Below are 21600 nucleotides of genomic sequence, written 5' to 3'. Positions count from 1 at the left end.
TGGACTGACCCCATAAATCTGGACAGTTTATATTAAGCGGCCTTCAGAGCCTGGGCCCGGTACTCTACCGGACTCAGGCCTTTTAGTTTCAGGCTTATCCGCTCGTTGTTGTAGTAACGGATATAATCCTCTATCGCCTTCCTCAGTTCGCTGATATTGCTGAACTGACTCAGGTAAAAACACTCCGATTTCAGCGTCCCGAAGAAGTTTTCCATCACGGCATTATCCAGACAGTTTCCTTTTCGGGACATACTTTGCGTCATGCCCTGCGCCTTTAACTTTGCCTGATAGCCTGCCATCCGATATTGCCAGCCCTGATCTGTGTGCAGCAAGGGGGCGTCGTCTGGTCCGAGCTTTAAGAACGCATCCCGCAGCATGGTATTAACCATCTCCATCACCGGCCTTTCCGACAGGCTGTAGGAGATTATTTCCCGGTTAAAAAGATCGAGTACCGGCGACAGGTACAGCTTTTTACCCTGCAGCGAGAACTCTGTAACATCCGTAACCCATTTTTCATTGGCTTTTGATGCACTGAAGTTCCTGCTCAGGATATTGGGGGCTGCCTTGCCTGTTTCCCCCTTCCATGAGCGGTATTTCTTCGCCCTTATCAGAGACCGGAGCGACAGCTCTGTCATCAGCCGCTGCACGGTTTTATGGTTCACCAGCAGACCCTGCTTTCTCAGCGAAAGCGTGATCCTGCGGTAGCCATAACGGCCTTTGTGCCAGGCGTATATCTCACGGATTTTATCTTTCAGCCCGGCATGCCTGTCCACCTGCTTCAGGGCATTCATATTGTAATACCATGTACTGCGGGACATGCCTGCCGCGCGCAGGAGGTCTCGCAGAGCGTGCTTATGCCTCAGTTCACTGATTATCAGGGCTTGCTGCCGTTTTTTTCGCTCTGAACCAAGGCCTTCAACTTTTTTAGATAGGCATTCTCTGCCCGCAGGTAACGGAGTTCAGCCCGGAGTTCTTCGGGGGAGAGTTTTTCCAGTTCTTTATCTGTAGGGGATGGGGGGATTTTTTGTTTTGTCATTTTTCCAGGCCGTCCGCGTTGAATGTTTAGCAGTCCTTCCGCTCCGGCATCGTTGTACACGCAGACCCAGTGTCGGACAAGCGTTTCTGCAGAGAGATTAAACCGGGCAGCTGCTTCACGCATCGTCAGGTGGTCACGGATAACCGCCCGGACGACGACGAGTTTAAATTCAGCTGAATGATGTTTATTTTTCCCTGACAGCCCTTCCATACCGTGGAGTTGCCACGCCCTGACCCAGCGACGGACGGAAGTTCTTTCAACACCAAAACGGTCGGCTGTACGCTCTTCTCCGTCTTTTCCGGACAAATAATGATTAACCACAGCCAGTTTTGTTTCAGGGGAATATTTTGGCTTTGCCATAAAAAACTGCACCTTACTCAGTTGAGTGTCCAACTTTTGGGGTGCAGTCCATTTGCTTATCGGGCATAACGATTAATCCAACACCTTTACCTGTAACGGACGGAAACGGCTGTAGACCCACAGTCCCAGGCAGGCAATCGACCCGATGAAAACGGTGAACAGTACGGTGATAAACACACCGCTGAACAGCGCGGCAGGAATCGCCATTACACCATGCACGGGTTGATCGTTCCATTTTACCAGGTCAAAGCCGAAGAGACTCAAAACGCCACAAATAAAACTGAAAGATATCATTGGGATACCAAGGCCAATAAGTAATAAACGGTAAATAGTGACCGCTTTGATGCGCTTAAGGCTGACGGTGGATGAGGTTTCCGCGTTGTTCATTTTTGTTCCCTTGTATTGATGTTTAAACATAATAAACTGCGATGTGCATAAAAAACAACATACTAAAAAATGGACTGTATATAAAAAAACATATGTCGATATATAAATATGAGAATTGCAGGGCATCTGGTCATTCCACTATCATTCTCAAACTCTTTTTTTTGATTCTATTCTCTGGGAGGAATATGTTTCTCGATTATTTTGCGCTTGGGGTGCTGATTTTTGTATTCCTCGTCATTTTCTACGGAATTATTATTTTACATGATATTCCCTATTTAATTGCGAAAAAACGCAATCATCCTCATGCCGATGCTATTCATGTCGCGGGGTGGGTGAGTTTGTTTACATTACATGTTATCTGGCCTTTCTTGTGGATTTGGGCCACGCTCTATCGTCCGGAACGCGGGTGGGGAATGCAAAATACTGAATCTGGTGTTGTGCAACTCCAGGAGCGTATTGCCGGGCTGGAAAAACAATTGGCTGACCTGAAATCCTCTTCTGGCGAGTATTAATTATGGATTTACTGATTATCCTGACCTATGTGGCTTTCGCATGGGCGATTTTTAAGATCTTCAACATTCCCGTTAATAAATGGACCATACCGACGGCGGCGCTGGGGGGAATATTTATTGTCAGCGGTTTAATCTTATTAATGAATTACAACCACCCCTATACATTTAAAGCGCAAAAAGCGGTGGTGTCTATTCCCGTTGTTCCGCAGGTCACTGGCGTAGTGATTGAAGTGACGGATAAGAAAAATACGCTGATTAAAAAAGGTGAAGTGCTGTTCAGGCTTGATCCCACGCGCTATCAGGCCAGGGTGGATCGTCTGCTGGCGGATATTGTGACGGCGCAACATAAGCAGCATGCGCTGGGTGCCGAACTGGATGAAATGACCGCCAATACCCAGCAGGCAAAAGCCACGCAAGACAAGTTTGCGAAGGAGTATCAGCGTTATGCGCAGGGGAGTCAGGCGAAGGTGAATCCATTCTCTGAGCGCGACATTGACGTCGCACGGCAGAACTACCTGGCGCAGGAGGCTTCGGTTAAATCGTCAGCGGCGGAACAACAGCAGATTCAAAGCCAGTTAGACAGCCTGGTAATGGGTGAGCACTCACAGATAGCCAGTCTGAAAGCGCAGTTGGCCGAGGCGGAATATAACCTGGAACAAACCATCGTTCGCGCGCCGAGTGACGGTTATGTAACCCAGGTGCTGATTCGCCCGGGAACCTATGCAGCCTCGCTGCCTCTGCGCCCGGTGATGGTATTTATTCCTGCTCAGAAGCGACAAATTGTCGCGCAATTCCGCCAGAACTCGTTGCTGCGACTGGAACCCGGCGATGACGCGGAAGTGGTATTCAATGCCTTACCGGGCAAGGTATTCAGCGGTAAGCTGGCTGCCATCAGTCCGGCAGTGCCTGGTGGAACATACCAGTCGACCGGGACGTTACAGTCGTTGAATACGGTACCGGGGGCGGAAGGTGTCATTGCCACAATCGAGTTGAACGATCATGCTGATTTACGTGCATTACCGGATGGAATTTATGCACAGGTCGCGGTCTACTCCGACCATTTCAGCCATGTCTCGGTTATGCGTAAAGTATTGTTGCGCATGACCAGTTGGGTACATTACCTTTATCTCGATCATTAATTGTCGATGATTGAATCTTGCTCGGGACGCAACAGTTGCGTCTGAGCAAGCTGGTTGCGGATTTCCCGTAGCATCTCATCCAGTACATACTGAACTCGCCAGGGCTGGTACTCCCGCTTGCGGAAGATCGCGACCAGGTCCAGCCACCACTCATGCTGTTCTGAAAAGCAAGGGACGAGCGTCCCGGCCTTCAGATCGTTTTTCACGCTTTCATTTGGTGCAAACACAATACCCAGATGGTTGCGCGCCAGTTCCAGCGCCGACAGGGTATTGTCACAAACGTAGTTCCCCGTCACGCAATAGTCGCGCATCTCTTTACTGCCGGCACTGTTGAAGCGCCAGATGTTGGCATCATCAATCATCATAGAATCGATCAGGATGCAGGAGTGATGCTCAAGGTCTTCAGGTCGGCTTAGCGGGTGCTTTTCAAGGTAAGTCTGGCTGGCAAAGGCCGTCACTGCATATTTGGTAATAAAACTGGCAACCAGTGATTCATCTTTCGGGTGGGCATAGGTAATTAACACGTCACAGTCGTCAGGAAACTCGACGCCTTCATAAAAGGCTTTTGGTTCAAGGTTGCTGGTTTTCAGCGACAAAGAGATGTCGCCAATGTCTTTAATTCTGGCGATAACCTGTTTCGATAAGTAAGCGATGATGCCTGTCGGCGCGTACACCGTTACTCGCCCTCGCTTTTCGTGTTTATAATCAGCAATGAAATGATTTAGCTGCGCGTTTCTGTCGAGCATATCATTAATGTAGGGCAGAAGTGCCGCACCAAAAGGGGTCAGCGTCAGTTGCCGGGTCGTCCGGTCAAAAACCTTAAGGCCGACTTTTGATTCAAAATCAGCAAGATATTTGCTGACGTTGGCCTGGGCGATGCCGAGAACAGTTGCGGCATGACTGATGTTTTCACTGGCGGCAATGACCGAGATGATCTTTAATTCCCGATGCTTGAGTTGTAATTTATTCATCACAGCAGCCCAATATATATAAGTTTTTATATATTACTATATAAATATGTGCCTTGCACCGACGAATTTGTAAGCATTATTATTTCGATGTTTTGTGGCTTATTTTAAATGGAACGTCGGGCATGTTAATTAAACGCAATATAGTGGCACTATTTGCTTTCTCCTTTATCGCCAGTGCATCTGCTTCGGAATTATCCATTGGTGCGGGTGCGATATATAATGAATCTCCTTATCGCGGGTATAATGAAAATACCCATGCTATTCCCCTCATTAGTTATGAAGGCGAATCATTCTATGTTCGGCAAACCACGCTGGGCTACATTTTGTCTAAAAGTGAACAAAATGAATTTAGTCTGACCGCTTCCTGGATGCCGTTGGAATTTGATCCTGGCGATAACGACGACCACGCCATGAAAAAGCTCGACAAGCGTGACAGTACGATAATGGCGGGCGCGGCCTGGTATCATCATGAAAATTGGGGCAGCGTGAAAGTTTCTGCGGCCGCAGATGTTCTGGATAACAGCAATGGCTGGATGGGAGAATTATCACTGTTCCGTAAAATTCCTGTCGGACAGCTTGCTTTGATCCCGTCTGCTGGCGTGCTTTACTACGATGAAAATTTCAACGACTACTATTACGGTGTGTCAGGCAGTGAATCCCGTCGCAGCGGTCTGGATCGCTATTCCGCACAGGACAGTTGGGTTCCTTACGTCAGCCTGACCGCAAAATACCCCGTCACTGACAACATTATTCTGATGGCGAGCGCGGCTTACAGCGTGCTGCCAGATGAAATCAAAGACAGCCCGATGATCGACCGTGATGACAGCTTTACTTTCATGTCAGGCGTGAGCTGGCGCTTCTAAAAGAATGAGAAGAATTGCCGGACAGCGGCCATTGCCCCGGCCTGGGATTGGGTCAATTCACAGGTCTGCCGCTGTTCGGCATATTTCTACCGCTCTTCAGTTAAGAGAACTACACTGTAATAATAATTGTCCCGGAACGCACTGTTGCCGGGAGTCACTTTCCCTCTCCATGACGCATTATTGATCCATGCAGCATATTAAGCTGTAATTTGTGATAAATATGCCCGTTTAACTTGTATTGTCGAATATTCACACTGAAATAGAATAACGCTCTACTAATTTGTTTTGAGATATTATTTAACAGCGCCTGGATTGATCTTTTAGGTATTCAGTCTGCACTTTGCTTGCGGCGAGATTAAAATGAACGCTTCAGGTATCTATTGAAATTAACTCTATTTTTTTTAAACTTGCGTAAGACAATATCTACAAGGACTTACACATGTTTAGCTATCGATAGTTCAGTAAAACGTGAGTATGTAATGATGGAATACCAGTTACATGGATTTATGATAGGTCGGGAAATATTTTTTGATATCAGTGAGTCGAGAATTTTCAGGCTGCCGGTAAATAAAATGGACAGTGTTATTGCATTTGGTGGCGTATTTTTTAACCGCACAATGCTACGCTTGTTTGTTTATCTTTTACTGAACGCCAGGACCCATTATGTTTCAAAAGATGAGTTACTCGTCAACGTCTGGGAAAAAAATGAATTAAGTGCTTCCACACAGCGTTTGTCTACGATGGTTAAAAATCTCAACAACAAATTATATTTGCTGGGATTACCTCAGCATTCCATCGTTAGCGTAAAAGGAAGCGGATACATACTGGCACTGGATAATATTCAACCGCTCTACAGTGCGGTTGATGAGGCAGATTATCAAATATAGATATCACTCAATCGGGTGCCAGCTTATTCCGCAGCGTGATGTCGCCTGCGGATTATTCCCCTGGACGTCAACGCCCAGGGTTTTTTTTATGCGTCAGGCAGAAATCCGGTCGTAAGTATAAGGCGAATCCCCTGAACGTTTCTGGCATCTGACAAAATTCGACCATTTCCCCTGTTTGATCAAGGCAGCCGCGCTATTCTCTCTGGCACCCTGTGGTTTTATGGCGGGGGGAGGGTGCAATGAACCGGTTTATCATGGCGGATGCGACTAAGTGTATTGGCTGTCGTACCTGTGAAGTCGCTTGCGTGGTCTCGCATCAGGAGAATCAGGACTGTGCCGCGGTGTCAGCAGAACACTTTGTCTCGCGCATCCGGGTTATTAAGGAAAATACTTTTACCACCGCCGTTGCCTGTCATCAGTGTGAAGACGCACCGTGCGCCAATGTTTGCCCGACACAGGCCATTCGTCGCGATCGTGGACACATTTTTGTTGAGCAGGTGCGCTGTATTGGTTGTAAAAGCTGCATGTTGGCGTGCCCGTTCGGCGCAATGAACGTTGTTGCACAAACCTCGCGCGTACAGGCGGTGAAATGCGATCTCTGTTGGCATCGTGATACGGGGCCAGCCTGCGTGGAGGCTTGCCCGACAGGGGCATTGAAGTGTGTGGATGCGGCGAGCGTGCAGCGCCAGCGTCTGCACGCTCAGCCTTTATAAGCGCATTACCCGGCCCGATCAGGCCGGGATGGCGTTACTGATTTTCCTTCCAGGCGCGCTCCACCTCTTCAGCCAGAATTTTCACCCCAGCTTCAATTTTCTCCGGATCGGGAACATAGTTCATGCGCATACACTGGTGCGTGTGCGGCCAGGGTTTATCGAGGCCCGGGAAGAAGTAATGTCCCGGCACCATCAGTACGCCGCGTGCTTTCAGACGCTGGTAGAGTAACTCGGTGGTGATCGGCAAATCCTGGAACCACAGCCAGAGGAAAATTGCCCCTTCTGGTTTGTGAATTAAGCAGCGATTTTCAGGTAAATAGCGGCGAATGATCGCAATGGTTTGCTGAACACGCTGAAAATAGAACGGTTTGATGACTGTTTCTGACAGTCGCATCAGGTCGTTACGCTTAATCATTTCGCACATCATGGCCGGCCCAATCCCGCCTGGCGCAAGGCTAATGATGCCGTTCATATTGGCGATGGCCGTGATGATTTTTTCATTGGCGATGATGATACCGCAGCGTGAGCCGGGCAGTCCCAGTTTGGAGAGACTCATGCACAGCACAATGTTGGGATTCCACAGCGGGCGCGCTTCGCTGAAAATAATGCTCGGGAACGGCACGCCATAGGCATTATCAATGACCAGTGGAATGTCGTGCTGGTTGGCAAGCGTATCGAGTTTTATCAGCTCTTCATCTGTGATGACGTTACCCGTCGGGTTAGTTGGCCGGGAGACGCAGATCATCCCGGTCTCTTCACCAATATGCAGATGTTCGAAATCTACGTGATACTTGAACTGACCCTCTGGCAGCAGCTCAATATTGGGACGCGCCGAGACGAACAGATCCTCTTCCAGCCCGGAATCCGCATAGCCGATATATTCCGGTGCGAGAGGGAACAATACCTTTTTGGTAGTCCCATCAGCGCGGCGGCCTGCAAAGAGGTTAAACAAGTAGAAAAACGCACTCTGACTGCCATTTGTTAGCGCAATATTCTGCGGTTCGATATCCCAACCCAGATTTTCACGGAGCAGCGAAGCAAGCGTGGTCAGCAGCTCGGTTTTCCCCTGCGGGCCGTCATAATTGCAAAGCGCATCAGTGAGTTTGCCGTTTTCCAGCATCTCAGTCAGGAGCGTCTGGAAGTAATCCTGCATCGCCGGGATTTGTGCCGGATTACCGCCGCCCAGCATGATTGCGCCTGGGGTGCGTAAACCGTCGTTGAGGTCCTCCATCAGGCGGGTAATGCCTGAATGGCGGGTGAATTTGTCGCCGAAAAGTGAAAATGTCATAACGGATGGTCTGTCAAACGCTGAGTCGAAGTGAGTTACCTTAACGCTGGCACTGGCAGGGTGCAAATCGAGCTGAAACGGGTGCTTTGACGTTTTATGCTTATAATTTTCTTCAGTGTAGTGTTTTGTTTTGCTGCGTCTGAGGGGTTCTGACCTCAGACGCCGGTTTACGTTAACGCTGGCCTGCCCAGATGACCATCACCGAATCGTCGCCGTGCTGGCGAACGAAGCCGTATCCCTGTTTGAGTGAGAGCGTGGTTTGCCTGCCTGCGCCGATGGCCGGATGCCGGGCTCTGAACTGACCGAGGCGCTGCCAGTGGGTAACGTTGTCGGCCAATTTTCCGCTGACATCCTGCCAGTTCATCTCAGAGCGTGTGCCCTGTAACGGATCAGAGCCTGTGGGACCGAAAGGTCGCGCGGACTCATCGCCATAGAATATTTGTACAGCGCCGGGCGCTAACAGTAGCAACTCAGCGGCTTTATCTCCGCCTTCACGGAACAGACGAGTATCATGCGAGGAGAGATAACTCAATACATTGAAACTCTGTAACTTTTCCGCCATCTGCTGCCAGACGAGCTCCATACCTGACAGGCAATCGACGGCTTTTGCGGCCTGCTCCTGATAGTCAAAGTTGATCATCGCGTCAAAACCGTGGCGATAGTAGTCGCTCTGCATTACGCCGTGACCCCAGGCTTCACCCGTCATCCAGAACGGCTTATCATCGAGCGCTTTGTCCGGATTCGCTTTTTTCCATTCAACCAGTGCCGCGCTGGCCTGCGTTTTTAACTGTTGCCAGGCCGGAAGTTCGACGTGTTTTGCCGTGTCGACGCGAAATCCATCGACACCGTAATCGCGCACCCACTGACTCAGCCAGTGGGTCAGGTAATCCCGGGGCGTGTAGCCCTCAATGGCTTTCGCGCGCGTGTTGGCTTTATGTTGATAAAACACCGGCAGACCAGATGGGGTCGTCGATTCGGTTTTCAGATCCGGCAGGAAAGCCAGCGACATTGTGAGATCGTCAAAGCCAGGATTGTCGTAATCGCCAATGTCAGTGCGGATCCACGCTTTCCCCCACCATTTTTCCCAGGCGGCCTTATCGCTAAAGTTGATGTAATCATTGAAGCTGTGCCAGCTCTGCCCGGCGGCAGGTTTCCAGTCTGTCCAGCGCTCACCGAGCGTTTTTTTCAGCTCATCGCCAGAAAGGTAGAGCGCGCCGAACTGATATTCCTGCATGTCTGCCAGCGTGGCGTAGCCGGTGTGGTTCATTACGACATCAAACAGAATGCGGATCCCGCGCCGGTGTGCGCCGTCAATCAGCGCACGCAGGTCGGCTTCGTTGCCCATGTTGGCATCAAGCGTGGTCCAGTCCTGCGTGTAATAACCGTGGTAGGCATAGTGCGGGAAATCGCCTTTCGTGCCGCCACCCACCCAGCCGTGGACCTGTTCGAACGGAGCGCTTATCCATAATGCATTCACGCCCAGTTGTTGCAGATAATCCAGTTTGTGAGTCAGACCGCGTAAATCGCCGCCATGAAACGTGCCGATTTCCTCCATGCCGTCCTTATGGCGACCATAACTCTGGTCATTGGACGGATCGCCGTTCTCGAAGCGGTCGGTGAGCACAAAATAGACCGTGGCGTTGTGCCAGTCGAACGGCGCTGGTGCGTCGGTCTCTGCCCGTTCCAGCAGTAACAGGCCATTGCTGGCAGGTGCGGGTTGCAGGGTTATCTGACCGTTTTTCACCGTGGCGGTCTGTCCGCTGTAAAAATCGCGTACCACGCTCCCTTCCGGGAAAGTCTGCGCGACCGCTAACGTCAGTGGCTTTCCATCCCACTTCGGACACTGGCGTGCCACATTGGCGGTAGGTTCGGCTTCGCGCGGCAGCGTAATCATTAACGTTGGCGTACCAGAACGGGTATCGATTTCCATCGTATAACGGCCATCTTTGAACAAACGCCATTGCGGCGGGGTCCCTTCGCACGGGATCAGCGACAGCATCTGATTGAGTTTTATCGTATTAGCCGGCTGCCAGCACTGTTGGTCAAAATTGAGCGTTAAGGAACGAGTACCCTTCGTCAATTCAGCGTGACTGGCAAACTTACCGGTTCCCTCCGCGGTAAAAGAGGGGAAGCCCTGAGACGTCCATGTTGCGGCGCTCGTGATGCCTGGCAGTAGCGCGAGGGCGATGGCAGCAAGTTTCATTGTGCGGTCCTTTTTGCGGCGATTTTAACCAGTTTGCCTGAGAACCCGCTGACGAAACTCATCCTTCAACTGCATTCAACCAGGATGAGGGGCGCGGATGAGTGATTTTGGGCAAAAAATAGCCTTAATTTGCGATAACCACCACAAATCGTTCGAATTAGTTCCTTGTGGGATAGTTTATGCGTGACATGGTTTCGGAATTGGCCTATTCATTAGGGTGCTCTTGATCGCTATTTTTGATATGATTTGAGATTCAACTCTCAAAATTGTGAAAAATATAAGGTGTTGGAATGATTCAATCCGACCAGGAGACCTAATGATATTGACTCCCATACGACGATATGGGGCAATGATTCTTATGTTACTCACCATCGTATTTTCGGGTGAGGTGCTGGCAAAGACGCACACAACAACATCGAGTCAAAAGTCCCACGTAACCAAGACAAGTAATAAACAGGTAAGCAGTAAACAAGAGTATTCTCGCAATAGTGCAAAGAGCAGTTCACTTCCTGATTTGCGAAAATACCCTTCCGGAACACCAAGGAAAAAAGCGTTTCTCCGGACGGTTATGCCTTATATTACCAGTCAAAATGCGGCGATTACTGCCGATCGTAACTGGCTGATCTCAAAGCAGTATCAGAATCGCTGGTCACCGACTGAGCGTAAACGCATGAAAGATATTGCGAAGCGCTACAAGGTGAAATGGTCGGGCAACACCCGGAGTATTCCGTGGAATACGTTGCTGGAGCGCGTAGACATCATCCCGACCAGTATGGTGGCGACGATGGCTGCGGCAGAAAGCGGTTGGGGTACTTCTAAGCTTGCGCGTAGCAATAACAACCTGTTCGGCATGAAATGTGCGAAAGGGAGTTGTAACAATGCGCCAGGTAAAGTGAAAGGTTACTCTCAGTTCGATTCCGTTAAAGAGTCGGTCAGCGCCTATGTAATTAACCTGAACACGCATCCGGCTTACGCCTCTTTCCGTAAATCACGCGCACAGTTGCGTAAAGCGGATCAGGAAGTAACGGCGACAGCGATGATTCATAAGCTGAAGGGTTATTCAACGAAGGGGCAGAGTTACAACAATTATCTGTTCGCGATGTATCAGGATAACCAGCGATTAATCGCAGCCCATATGTAATCCCCGAACGCCTTCTGCAAAGAAGGCGTTTTTGTTTCGGTCCCACCGCATCACATCAACACTTCACTGTTCAGATCGCGATACTCTTTCGGCGTCGTGTCGTACTCTTTCTTAAAAACGGAATAGAAATACTGCAGCGAAGGATAGCCGCACATCTGCGAGATTTCGTTGATCGACAGCGTCGTGGAAATCAACAGGCTACGCGCTTTCTCCAGCTTTTCAGCGTGGATCACCGCATGAATGGTCTCTCCTACTTCTTCTTTAAATCGCTTCTCCAGATTGGAACGTGAAATCCCAACCGCATCCAGTACCTGATCCACCTTGATGCCTTTGCAGGCGTGGTTACGGATATAGTGCATCGCCTGAATAACGGCGGGATCGGAGAGGGAACGGTAGTCTGTCGAACGACGTTCAACGACGCGCACCGGAGGCACCAGGATGCGCTGGAGCGGCAGTTCCTCATCGGCCAGCAGGCGATGTAGCAGCTTTGCCGCCTGATAGCCCATTTGCCTCGCGCCCTGAGCCACCGATGACAGCGCAACCCGTGACAGATAGCGGGTCAGTTCCTCGTTATCAATGCCAATGACGCACAGCTTTTCGGGTACCGGAATATGCAGGTGTTCGCAGACCTGAAGAACATGGCGGGCGCGGGCGTCAGTGACCGCGATAATACCCGTCTGCGGCGGCAGGGTTTGCAGCCAGTCCGCCAGTCGATTTTGCGCGTGTTGCCAGAGTTCAGGCGCGGTTTCCAGTCCCTGATACACCACCCCCCGATACTTCTCCTCCGCCACCAACTGGCGGAAGGCATGCTCGCGTTCCGCCGCCCAGCGCTTTCCGCTGGAGGCCGGCAGGCCGTAGAAGGCAAAGCGGTTGACGCCTTTTTCTTTCAGGTGCAGAAAGGCGCTCTCAACGAGAGCATGGTTATCGGTGGCAATATAATGGACAGGAGGATAATTTTCCGCCAGATGATAGGAGCCTCCGACACCGATGATGGGCACATGGACGTCAACTAACAATCGTGCGATTTCATCGTCGTCATAGTCAGCAATCACGCCATCACCTAACCACTCTTTGATGTTATCAATGCGGGCGCGGAAGTCCTCCTCAATGAAGATGTCCCATTCGGATTGCGAGGCTTGTAGATATTCACCGACCCCTTCCACCACCTGACGGTCGTAGGCTTTATTGGCATTAAATAACAGGGTAATACGGTGACGTTTATCAAACATGGTTCTGTCTCTGCTCACTCTTTCATAAACGACAATGCCGGACAGGAATGACCGGCATAAAAATAGCCCTATTTTTCAGCAGTTCAGGCGCGGCGTTTTGTCGCTGAATCCATCCATACTGCCAGCAACAGAATCGCTCCCTTCACGATATACTGCCAGAACGTTGGGACATCCATCATACTCATTCCGTTATCCAGAGAAGCCATAATAAATGCACCCATCACTGCGCCGGCAACGCTGCCGACGCCACCCGCCAGGCTGGTTCCGCCGATGACGCAGGCGGCAATGGCGTCCAGTTCGGCGATGTTTCCCGCCGATGGCGACCCGGCACCGAGACGCGAACTGAGAATGAGCCCGGCAATCGCCACCATCAGACCATTGATGGCGAACACCGCTAGTTTGGTCCGCGCGACGTTAATGCCGGAAAGACGGGCGGCCTCCAGATTGCCCCCTATGGCATAAATACGTCGGCCAAATGCGGTTCGTGTCGCCATGAACATCCCGGCGAGCAGCAAAAATACCAGCAGCAGAACGGGCGTCGGCACACCGCGATAATCATTCAACAGCCAGATGGCGCCTAACACAATCACGGCAGTTAATGCCTGGCGGCCCACTACGCTGGTTGACGCCGGGGCATCAAGACCCAGGGACTGCCGGCGCATGCGCCCGCGCCACTGCCAGCCGATAAACGCCATCAAACCCATCGCGCCGAGGGTGAAGCCCAATCCATTGGATAAGTAGCTTTGCCCAATCTGCGACATGGCGGAGCTGGTCGGCGATACGGTTGTACCATTGGTGATGCCGATGAGGATACCGCGAAACGCCAGCATCCCGGCCAGAGTCACAATAAATGAGGGAACTTTGCGGTAAGCGACCCACCAGCCATTCCAGGCGCCGAGCAGCAATCCCAGCGCCAGCGTGACGATAATGGTGAACGGCAGCGGCCAACCCAGCCAGACGTCGCAGATAGCCGCGACGCCGCCCAGCAGTCCCATCATGGAACCGACGGAGAGATCGATTTCCGCTGAGATGATGACGAATACCATGCCGACCGCCAGGATCCCCGTAATCGCGGTCTGGCGGAGCAGGTTGGAGACGTTACGTGCGCTGAGATACGCACCGTCCGTTGTCCAGGTAAAGAACAGCATTATCACAATGATGGCCGCGATCATCACGAACACCTGTAGATTCAGCGATTTAATCCCAGGAAAAACGCCCGTCAGTGGGGCGGTGAGTTTAACGTCAGACGGATTGTTTTTCGACATGATGTTCGCTCCTCAAAGCGGCTTCCATCACCTGCTCTTGCGTCAGGTTATGATTGACCAGGTTGGCTTTCAGTTTTCCTTCATGCATCACCAGAATGCGGTCGCTGAGCCCCAGCACTTCGGGCAATTCAGACGAAATGACAATTACGGCGATACCCTGCTGAACGAGCTGGTTAATGAGCTTGTAGATTTCATATTTCGCGCCGATATCGATGCCCCGGGTAGGCTCATCAAGGATGAGAATTTGCGGGTTAAGCAACAGGCAGCGCGCCAGAATGGCTTTTTGTTGATTCCCACCGCTCAGACGTCCGATCGCCAACTCAGGAGAAGACGTTTTGACTTTGAGACGTTGCAGGGATTCGAGGATGCATTTATATTCGGCGGCATCATCTAACTGGCTTACCTTGCCAGTGAACTGATCAAGCGCGGCGAGGGTAATGTTTTTCCCCACCGCCATGACCGGCACAATACCATCGCGTTTGCGGTCCTCCGGGACCATGGCGATCCCGTGGGCGATGGCCTGCTGGCAGTTGCGGATGTTAACGGACTGACCGTCAATCACCACCTCTCCTTCCCAGCGTCCGGGCCAGACGCCAAACAGACACTGAACAAGCTCCGTGCGTCCCGCGCCGACCAGACCAGCAATCCCCAGGATTTCGCCGCGCTTTAGTGAGAAGGAAACGTCATTCACGCGGCGAATATGGCGATTGACGGGATGCCAGGCCGTGAGGTGATCAACGCGTAAAATCTCTTCACCCGTGGTGTGAGGTTCGCTGGGGTAGAGTGCGGTGAGTTCACGGCCAACCATCATAGTGATGATATCGTCTTCGCTCATGCCAGCCGCGTCGCGGGTGCCAATATGCTTGCCATCACGGATCACGCAGATCGTGTCGGAAATGGCTTTCACTTCGTTCAGCTTGTGTGAAATGTAGATGCAGGCGATATCGTGCTGTTGCAGATCACGGATGATCTCCAGCAGCACCGTCGTTTCCTGTTCGGTGAGTGACGCTGTCGGCTCGTCCAGAATCAGCAGGCGCACCTGTTTATTCAGCGCTTTCGCAATTTCAACCAGCTGTTGCTGACCAAGGCCCAGCTCGCCCACCCGGGTATCGGGCGAAATTGCCAGACTGACCTGCCTGAGCAATTTTTGGCAGCGCAGGGTCATCATGTCGTAATCCAGCACGCCATGACGGCTTATTTCGCTACCGAGGAAAATATTCTCCAGCACGGTTAAGTGTTTAACCAGCGCTAACTCCTGATGGATGATAGCAATCCCTTTGCGCTCGGTATCACGAATATGGTTGGCCTGTAGCGTTTCTCCGGCAAATACAATTTCACCTTCGTAACTGCCATGGGGATAAATACCGCACAGTACTTTCATCAGCGTCGATTTACCTGAGCCATTCTCGCCGCATAATGAAATAATTTCACCGGCATTCAGTCTGAGGCTGACGTTATCAATCGCCTTGACGACACCGAAGGTTTTGGTGATGTTCTTCATTTCAAGTAGACAGGACATAGCGACTCCGCAGTAGCCAATGAGAGAACCGGGCGTAGTGGGAAATGCGCGCCCGCAGCCATCGCTGGGGCGCTGCGCTTACAGTTCGCTCTGCTTATGGAATCCGTCTTTAATCACGGTCTCATTGATGTTGTTTTTGTTAACGTCAATCGGCGTCAATAAGCGGGAGGGGACATCTTTCAGACCGTTGTTTAACGTAGCGTCGGCTTTAGGTTGCTGTCCGTTACCCAGTTCTACGGCGATTTCGGCGGCGGTATTGGCCAGCAGCGTAATCGGTTTATACACGGTCATTGTTTGTGTTCCTGCGACAATGCGCTTGATACCCGCAAGGTCGGCGTCCTGACCTGAAATCGCCACTTTTCCTGAAAGCCCTTGCGCACTGAGCGCCTGAACCGCACCGCCTGCCGTCGCGTCATTGGAGGCGACAACGGCGTCAATGTTGTTATTGTTCGCGGTTAAGGCGTTTTCCATAATTTTCAGCGCATTTTCTGGCAGCCAGCCGTCAACCCACTGATCGCCAACCACCTTTATTTTTCCGGAATCAATATACGGTTTTAAAACTTTCATCTGCCCGGCGCGGAAGAGTTTGGCATTATTATCGACCGGCGAGCCGCCCATCAGAAAATAATTTCCCTGAGGGACACGTTCAACTAATGCCTGGGCCTGTAATTCACCGACTTTTTCGTTATCAAATGAAATATAGAAATCGATGTCTGCGTCATTGATCATGCGGTCATAAGCTAAAACTTTAATACCTTCCTGTTTCGCCTCTTTAACCACGTTACTTAATACTTGTCCGTTATAAGGAATAATAACGAGGACATCCACGCCTCGGTTAATCATATTTTCAATCTGCGACATCTGGGTTTCTTCATTCCCGTTCGCGGACTGGACAAAGACTTTTGCGCCAAGCGATTCGGCTTTGCTGACGAAAATATCGCGATCTTTCTGCCAGCGTTCGAGGCGCAGGTCATCAATCGCCATGCCGATTTTAATTTCTTTGGCATGTCCTGCCACGCTGGTGAGCAAAAGGGAGGTGCAGACAGTGAGTAAGAGATTCTTCATCTTCATAATCGTGATGCCTTTCGTTAGAGGGAGCAACAATAAAAGTAACAATCACAGCATAAGACGTTGCAGAATTTAGCAATTCATACGGGGAAGACAATTACAGATTTTTATCTTGCGGTTACGAAATTTGGTTTATTTCCTGAATTATGACCAGGATCGTACTTTTTATGGTGAAGACTGAATGTTGCATTTATGCCAGCAGAGTACCCATTTTTTGCAAATGGATATTTTTATTTTGCGAGGTGGCGCACACTTGTGAATTCTCTCAATAGCAGTGTGAAATAACATAATTGAGCAACGGGAGGGGAGTGCTCAATATTACGACATGACCTATTCTCGTCGTATTTCCTGATTATGGAGTTCATTATGCAGGCATATTTTGACCAACTCGATCGCGTTCGTTATGAAGGCCCCCGTTCCACTAATCCGTTAGCATTCCGTCATTACAACCCTGATGAGATCGTATTGGGCAAACGGATGGAAGATCATCTGCGTTTTGCAGCCTGCTACTGGCATACCTTCTGCTGGAACGGGGCTGATATGTTTGGTGTCGGGGCGTTTAATCGTCCGTGGCAGCAACCGGGGGATGCGCTGGCGCTGGCAAAACGTAAAGCGGACGTCGCGTTTGAATTTTTCCACAAGCTGCACGTTCCGTTCTACTGCTTCCACGATGTCGATGTTTCGCCGGAAGGCGCGTCGCTGAAAGAGTACAAAAATAACTTCGCCGAAATGGTGGATGTGCTGGCAGAGAAACAAGAGCAGAGCGGCGTGAAACTGCTGTGGGGTACGGCAAATTGCTTCACCAACCCCCGTTATGGTGCCGGGGCGGCGACGAACCCGGATCCAGAAGTGTTCAGTTGGGCGGCCACCCAGGTGGTAACGGCGATGGACGCCACGCACAAACTGGGTGGTGAAAACTACGTGCTGTGGGGCGGTCGTGAAGGGTACGAAACCTTGCTGAATACCGACCTGCGTCAGGAGCGTGAGCAAATTGGCCGCTTCATGCAAATGGTGGTTGAGCACAAGCACAAAACGGGCTTCCAGGGCACGCTGCTGATTGAGCCGAAGCCGCAGGAACCGACCAAGCATCAGTATGATTACGACGCCTCAACCGTTTACGGCTTCCTCAAGCAGTTTGGTCTGGAAAAAGAGATCAAACTGAATATTGAGGCTAACCACGCGACGCTGGCAGGTCACTCGTTCCACCACGAAATCGCCACGGCGATTGCGCTGGGTCTGTTTGGCTCTGTCGATGCCAACCGGGGTGACGCGCAGCTGGGCTGGGATACCGACCAGTTCCCGAACAGCGTAGAAGAGAACGCATTGGTGATGTACGAAATCCTCAAAGCGGGCGGTTTCACCACTGGTGGCCTGAACTTTGACGCCAAAGTGCGCCGTCAGAGTACGGATAAATACGATCTGTTCTATGGCCATATTGGCGCGATGGACACGATGGCGCTGTCGCTGAAAATTGCCGCGCGCATGATTGAGGATGGCGAGCTGGATAAGCGCGTCGCGAAACGTTATGCCGGCTGGAGTAGCGAACTGGGCCAGCAGATCCTGAAAGGACAGATGTCGTTAAGCGAACTGGCGCATTATGCTGAACAGCACAACCTGGCGCCGGTGCATCAGAGCGGTCATCAGGAACAGCTGGAAAACCTGGTGAATCATTACCTGTTCGATAAATAATCGATATCGCCGGGTGACGCAGCGTTTCCTGGTCGGTGATTTGACAAGCCCGGTGAGCGTTGTGGCACCGGGCATTTCAGTTTAAGGAACCCACTCTATGTATATTGGGATCGATCTTGGCACCTCGGGCGTGAAAGCGATTTTGCTCAATGAGCAAGGCGAGGTGGTCGCATCGCAAACGGAAAAACTCACCGTCTCTCGTCCTCATCCGCTCTGGTCGGAGCAAGATCCCGAACAGTGGTGGCTGGCGACCGACCGCGCCCTGAAGGCGTTGGGCAAGCAGCATTCGTTAAGTCAAGTGAAAGCGCTGGGGATTGCCGGGCAGATGCATGGCGCGACGTTGCTCGACAGCCAGCAACAGGTGCTGCGACCGGCCATTCTGTGGAATGACGGACGTTGTGGCGAGGAGTGTGCGTTGTTGGAGTCAATGGTACCGCAGTCGCGCGCCATCACGGGTAACCTGATGATGCCTGGATTCACGGCTCCGAAGCTGCTGTGGGTACAGCGCCACGAGCCAGCGGTGTTCCGGCAGGTGGCAAAGGTGCTGCTACCGAAAGACTATCTGCGTTTACGCATGACCGGTGAATTTGCCAGCGATATGTCTGACGCTGCGGGAACGATGTGGCTGGATGTGGAAAAACGTGACTGGAGTAACGTGATGCTGAATGCCTGCGGCCTGACCCGTGACCATATGCCCGCGTTATTCGAAGGGAGTGAGATTACCGGCAAATTGCTGCCTGATGTCGCAATGGCGTGGGATATGCCTGCGGTTTCTGTCGTTGCAGGCGGTGGCGACAATGCGGCGGGCGCAGTCGGCGTAGGGATGGTCAATGCCGATCAGGCCATGCTGTCACTGGGAACGTCCGGCGTCTATTTTGCCGTCAGTGACGGTTTCCTGAGCAAGCCCGAAAGCGCAGTACACAGCTTTTGCCATGCGTTGCCTGAGCGCTGGCATCTGATGTCGGTGATGCTAAGTGCAGCCTCCTGTCTGGACTGGGCGGCAACATTAACCGGTCTGAATACGGTGCCGGCGCTGATTGATGCGGCGCAGCAGGCTGATGAGGCAGCCGACCCTGTCTGGTTCTTGCCGTATCTTTCAGGTGAACGTACGCCGCACAATAATCCGCAGGCGAAAGGCGTGTTCTTTGGTCTGACCCATCAGCATGGACCGGCTGAGCTGGCGCGCGCGGTGCTGGAAGGCGTGGGCTATGCGCTGGCCGACGGGATGGATGTGGTACATGCCTGTGGGGTGAAGCCGCAAAGCATCACGCTGATCGGCGGCGGTGCGCGCAGCGCGTACTGGCGGCAAATGCTGGCGGATATCAGCGACCTGCAACTGGATTATCGCACCGGTGGTGATGTGGGGCCGGCACTGGGTGCCGCTCGTCTGGCGCAAATTGCGATGAATCCGGAGAAGCCATTAGCCGAGTTATTACCGCAACTTCCGCTTGAACAAACACACATGCCTGACAGGCAACGCCATAGCGTTTATCAACAGCGCCGGGAAACCTTCCGTCGTCTTTATCAGCAGCTACTTCCACTCATGTCTTGAGCCTGAATCCCTCCTGTTTTGCAGGAGGGATTAACCCAAAGCATATAAATAATTGATCAATAAATTAAATATATGGATTTATTCTGAAATTCCATTTTCTGTTCATTTTTCAGTGTTGTCTTTCATAGGTTATCCCTAATCTGCATCCGTTGGATAAGGAGATCCCAGTGAAAAACTCAACGTTAATTTCCTGGTTGTTGCTCATCTCAGGCACATCGACTTACGTTATCGGCTTAGGGATGGCATGTCCCTTACTGAGCGGAAAAGGTTATTTCCTCGGTGTCCTGGTGACCGCAATGTTTGTCACATACGTTTATCTACGTGAGGAAAAACGCGACCAACTGGACGATAGCGTCGTTACCGTGTGCCAACTGGTCGCGCTTATCACGCTGGGGTTGTTTCTGGTCGGCATCCTCAACGCGCCGCTATCACTGAGTGGGCGGGGTCTCTATCCGGTGGCGCTCTTTATGGGTCTACTGGGTTTTGTACGCCTGATTCGTGCATCGGATCATTAAATAAAAAGGGGATCACTTTGCTGTGGGGTTTCCTGGCTTGCTATTTGTTACGGCGTCTGAGACGGCGCTCTCCCTGATAACGGTTTTAGCCTCTCTGAAATGCCCGGCGCCACGACCGGGCATTTCAACATCAACTGACCAGCCTGCGCGTATCGATGCGTTGTAACAGCATTGAAAGCAGTAAACTGGCCACGAGGGTCGCGCTGAAAATCCACAACATATCCAGCGGCGGCCAGCGTTTGATTTCCAGACCGCTGGTGCGCAAGGCATGAATAATGAGCGCATGAAAGCCATAAATGCCGAGTGAATGGCGTGAAATCAGCCCCAGCCCAGGGACCGTTTGCGTATTCAGCGTGTTTTTCACCAGCGTCAGTAGCGCGACTGCACAGATAAAGACCATGGGGCCGCAATAGAGATACCAGGTATCGGCAAAATTGCCGCGCCACTGTAGTTCATGCAACGTCCCACGAGAGATGACCCACACCGCCACCACGAAAAGCCCCGCGCTTAACCAGGAAAGCGCGCGTTTTTGTGTCTCCATCATGCCGATAGCGCGTCCCAGCATCCCGTACAAAATGTAGTAAAAGGTATCGCCGTTGATATACAAATTAATGGGGAGCCACTCGAATCCGCCGACTTTTTGCGACACGGTATTCGGATTGGCGAGAATGCCAATGACCACCATCAGCACCAGCAGCATTTTGCCACTCACGTTTTTCACCTCAATCAGCGGCGAGACCAGATAGATCACGGCGATCGCGAAGAAAAACCACAGATGATAGAACACCGGTTTTTGCAGCAGATTTTTTAAGGAGAGTTCGGCGTTAATCGAAGTAAATAATGTGATGTAGAGCAGGGCAACGGCGCTGTAGAACAGCAGGCACAGCGCGATGCGTAAAAAATGGCGTGGTTGTGCGCTGCGCTCGCCAAAAAAGAGGTAGCCCGAAATCATAAAAAATAGCGGCACGCTGACGCGTGAAGCCGAATTCAGTACGTTGGCAAGATCCCAGTTAACGGGACTGACACTCTGTGCATTGGTGATGTACCAGGTTGTGGTGTGAATCATGACCACCATCAGACAGGCGATCCCTCGCAGGTTATCAATCCAGAAAATTTTGGGCTGCATCAGTTCCTCTGTTTTCGTTTCAAAAATGGTCTGACTCACATTTTGTCAGCCTGTCCCGCTGGATTAATCTGAGTTTTTACACTAAAGGTTGTGATGGTCCGATGAGATTCGCAAAATGCGTCTGCCACACCGAACGT

The 21600-nt window shown here is 51.4% G+C and carries 19 protein-coding genes; 9 read left to right on the top strand and 10 right to left on the bottom strand.

The window, feature by feature from the left end:
• Positions 1–32 precede the first annotated feature (32 nt).
• Together AOY24_RS24850 and AOY24_RS09275 are read right to left on the bottom strand one after the other, a co-directional pair.
• A protein-coding gene (locus AOY24_RS24850; protein WP_099433379.1) for an IS3 family transposase occupies positions 33–1396 on the bottom strand; the annotation gives its coding sequence in 2 pieces (ribosomal slippage) (positions 33–928 and positions 928–1396; 1365 coding nt in all).
• 72 nt (positions 1397–1468) lie between these two features.
• On the bottom strand, positions 1469–1783 hold the full coding sequence (locus tag AOY24_RS09275) for a hypothetical protein (protein ID WP_042998590.1): 315 nt from the start codon (positions 1781–1783) through the stop codon (positions 1469–1471).
• A 185-nt stretch (positions 1784–1968) separates the two neighbouring features.
• Here AOY24_RS09275 and AOY24_RS09270 point away from each other — a divergent pair, with 185 nt between their 5' ends.
• Positions 1969–2295 carry a DUF3302 domain-containing protein gene (locus AOY24_RS09270; protein WP_042998589.1) on the top strand — a complete coding sequence of 109 codons (327 nt, stop codon included), beginning with the start codon at positions 1969–1971 and terminating at the stop codon, positions 2293–2295.
• A gap of 2 nt (positions 2296–2297) precedes the next feature.
• Positions 2298–3434: an HlyD family secretion protein gene (locus tag AOY24_RS09265; protein ID WP_054176522.1), complete on the top strand. Its 1137-nt coding sequence runs from the start codon at positions 2298–2300 to the stop codon at positions 3432–3434.
• Here AOY24_RS09265 and AOY24_RS09260 read toward each other — a convergent pair.
• The gene (locus AOY24_RS09260) at positions 3431–4405 is read right to left on the bottom strand and encodes a LysR family transcriptional regulator (protein WP_054176521.1); all 975 of its coding nucleotides are present in this window, start codon (positions 4403–4405) and stop codon (positions 3431–3433) included. The genes AOY24_RS09265 and AOY24_RS09260 overlap by 4 nt on opposite strands.
• A 122-nt stretch (positions 4406–4527) precedes the next feature.
• Between AOY24_RS09260 and AOY24_RS09255 the strand changes: the two genes are divergently transcribed.
• From AOY24_RS09255 to AOY24_RS09245, 3 genes are all read left to right on the top strand, one after another.
• Entirely contained in the window at positions 4528–5268 is a 741-nt protein-coding gene (locus tag AOY24_RS09255; RefSeq protein WP_042998586.1) for a MipA/OmpV family protein, read from the top strand.
• 479 nt (positions 5269–5747) lie between these two features.
• Positions 5748–6155 (top strand): helix-turn-helix domain-containing protein, encoded by a 408-nt coding sequence (locus tag AOY24_RS09250; RefSeq protein WP_224267565.1) that lies wholly within the window; start codon positions 5748–5750, stop codon positions 6153–6155.
• A gap of 239 nt (positions 6156–6394) precedes the next feature.
• Positions 6395–6868 carry a 4Fe-4S dicluster domain-containing protein gene (locus AOY24_RS09245; RefSeq protein WP_042998585.1) on the top strand — a complete coding sequence of 158 codons (474 nt, stop codon included), beginning with the start codon at positions 6395–6397 and terminating at the stop codon, positions 6866–6868.
• A gap of 34 nt (positions 6869–6902) precedes the next feature.
• Here AOY24_RS09245 and avtA read toward each other — a convergent pair whose 3' ends face one another.
• Positions 6903–8156: a valine--pyruvate transaminase gene (avtA, locus tag AOY24_RS09240; RefSeq protein ID WP_042998584.1), complete on the bottom strand. Its 1254-nt coding sequence runs from the start codon at positions 8154–8156 to the stop codon at positions 6903–6905.
• 172 nt (positions 8157–8328) lie between these two features.
• Positions 8329–10359 (bottom strand): alpha-amylase, encoded by a 2031-nt coding sequence (gene malS, locus AOY24_RS09235; protein ID WP_054176520.1) that lies wholly within the window; start codon positions 10357–10359, stop codon positions 8329–8331.
• A 316-nt stretch (positions 10360–10675) separates the two neighbouring features.
• Between malS and AOY24_RS09230 the strand changes: the two genes are divergently transcribed.
• Complete coding sequence (locus AOY24_RS09230; RefSeq protein WP_042998582.1) at positions 10676–11500, top strand: protein bax; 825 nt, start codon at positions 10676–10678, stop codon at positions 11498–11500.
• A gap of 50 nt (positions 11501–11550) precedes the next feature.
• Here the strand turns inward: AOY24_RS09230 and xylR are convergent, their stop codons facing one another.
• From xylR to xylF, 4 genes are all read right to left on the bottom strand, one after another.
• The gene (gene xylR, locus AOY24_RS09225; RefSeq protein WP_042998581.1) at positions 11551–12729 is read right to left on the bottom strand and encodes a D-xylose utilization transcriptional activator XylR; all 1179 of its coding nucleotides are present in this window, start codon (positions 12727–12729) and stop codon (positions 11551–11553) included.
• 83 nt (positions 12730–12812) lie between these two features.
• Positions 12813–13994 (bottom strand): xylose ABC transporter permease XylH, encoded by a 1182-nt coding sequence (gene xylH / locus AOY24_RS09220; RefSeq protein WP_044328306.1) that lies wholly within the window; start codon positions 13992–13994, stop codon positions 12813–12815.
• On the bottom strand, positions 13972–15513 hold the full coding sequence (locus tag AOY24_RS09215; protein ID WP_042998579.1) for a xylose ABC transporter ATP-binding protein: 1542 nt from the start codon (positions 15511–15513) through the stop codon (positions 13972–13974). Before AOY24_RS09215 ends, xylH begins: the two co-directional genes overlap by 23 nt.
• Before the next feature lie 78 nt (positions 15514–15591).
• Positions 15592–16584, bottom strand: coding sequence for a D-xylose ABC transporter substrate-binding protein (gene xylF, locus AOY24_RS09210; protein WP_042998578.1), 993 nt, complete (start codon positions 16582–16584; stop codon positions 15592–15594).
• Between the two features lie 363 nt (positions 16585–16947).
• Here xylF and xylA point away from each other — a divergent pair, with 363 nt between their 5' ends.
• The 3 genes from xylA (at position 16948) to yiaB (ending at position 20337) form a co-directional block, all read left to right on the top strand.
• Positions 16948–18270, top strand: coding sequence for a xylose isomerase (gene xylA / locus AOY24_RS09205; RefSeq protein WP_042998577.1), 1323 nt, complete (start codon positions 16948–16950; stop codon positions 18268–18270).
• 97 nt (positions 18271–18367) lie between these two features.
• Entirely contained in the window at positions 18368–19822 is a 1455-nt protein-coding gene (gene xylB, locus AOY24_RS09200; RefSeq protein WP_054176519.1) for a xylulokinase, read from the top strand.
• A gap of 167 nt (positions 19823–19989) precedes the next feature.
• On the top strand, positions 19990–20337 hold the full coding sequence (gene yiaB, locus AOY24_RS09195) for an inner membrane protein YiaB (protein WP_054176518.1): 348 nt from the start codon (positions 19990–19992) through the stop codon (positions 20335–20337).
• 130 nt (positions 20338–20467) lie between these two features.
• Here yiaB and AOY24_RS09190 read toward each other — a convergent pair whose 3' ends face one another.
• Positions 20468–21463, bottom strand: coding sequence for an acyltransferase (locus tag AOY24_RS09190; protein ID WP_044267733.1), 996 nt, complete (start codon positions 21461–21463; stop codon positions 20468–20470).
• Positions 21464–21600: the final 137 nt, after the last annotated feature.

Source organism: Citrobacter sp. CtB7.12 (genome assembly GCF_001297795.1).
Taxonomy (GTDB): Bacteria; Pseudomonadota; Gammaproteobacteria; order Enterobacterales; family Enterobacteriaceae; genus Citrobacter_A; species Citrobacter_A amalonaticus.
The sequence above is the reverse complement of the archived record's forward strand: the minus strand, read 5'-3'. Positions and strand labels throughout refer to the sequence as shown.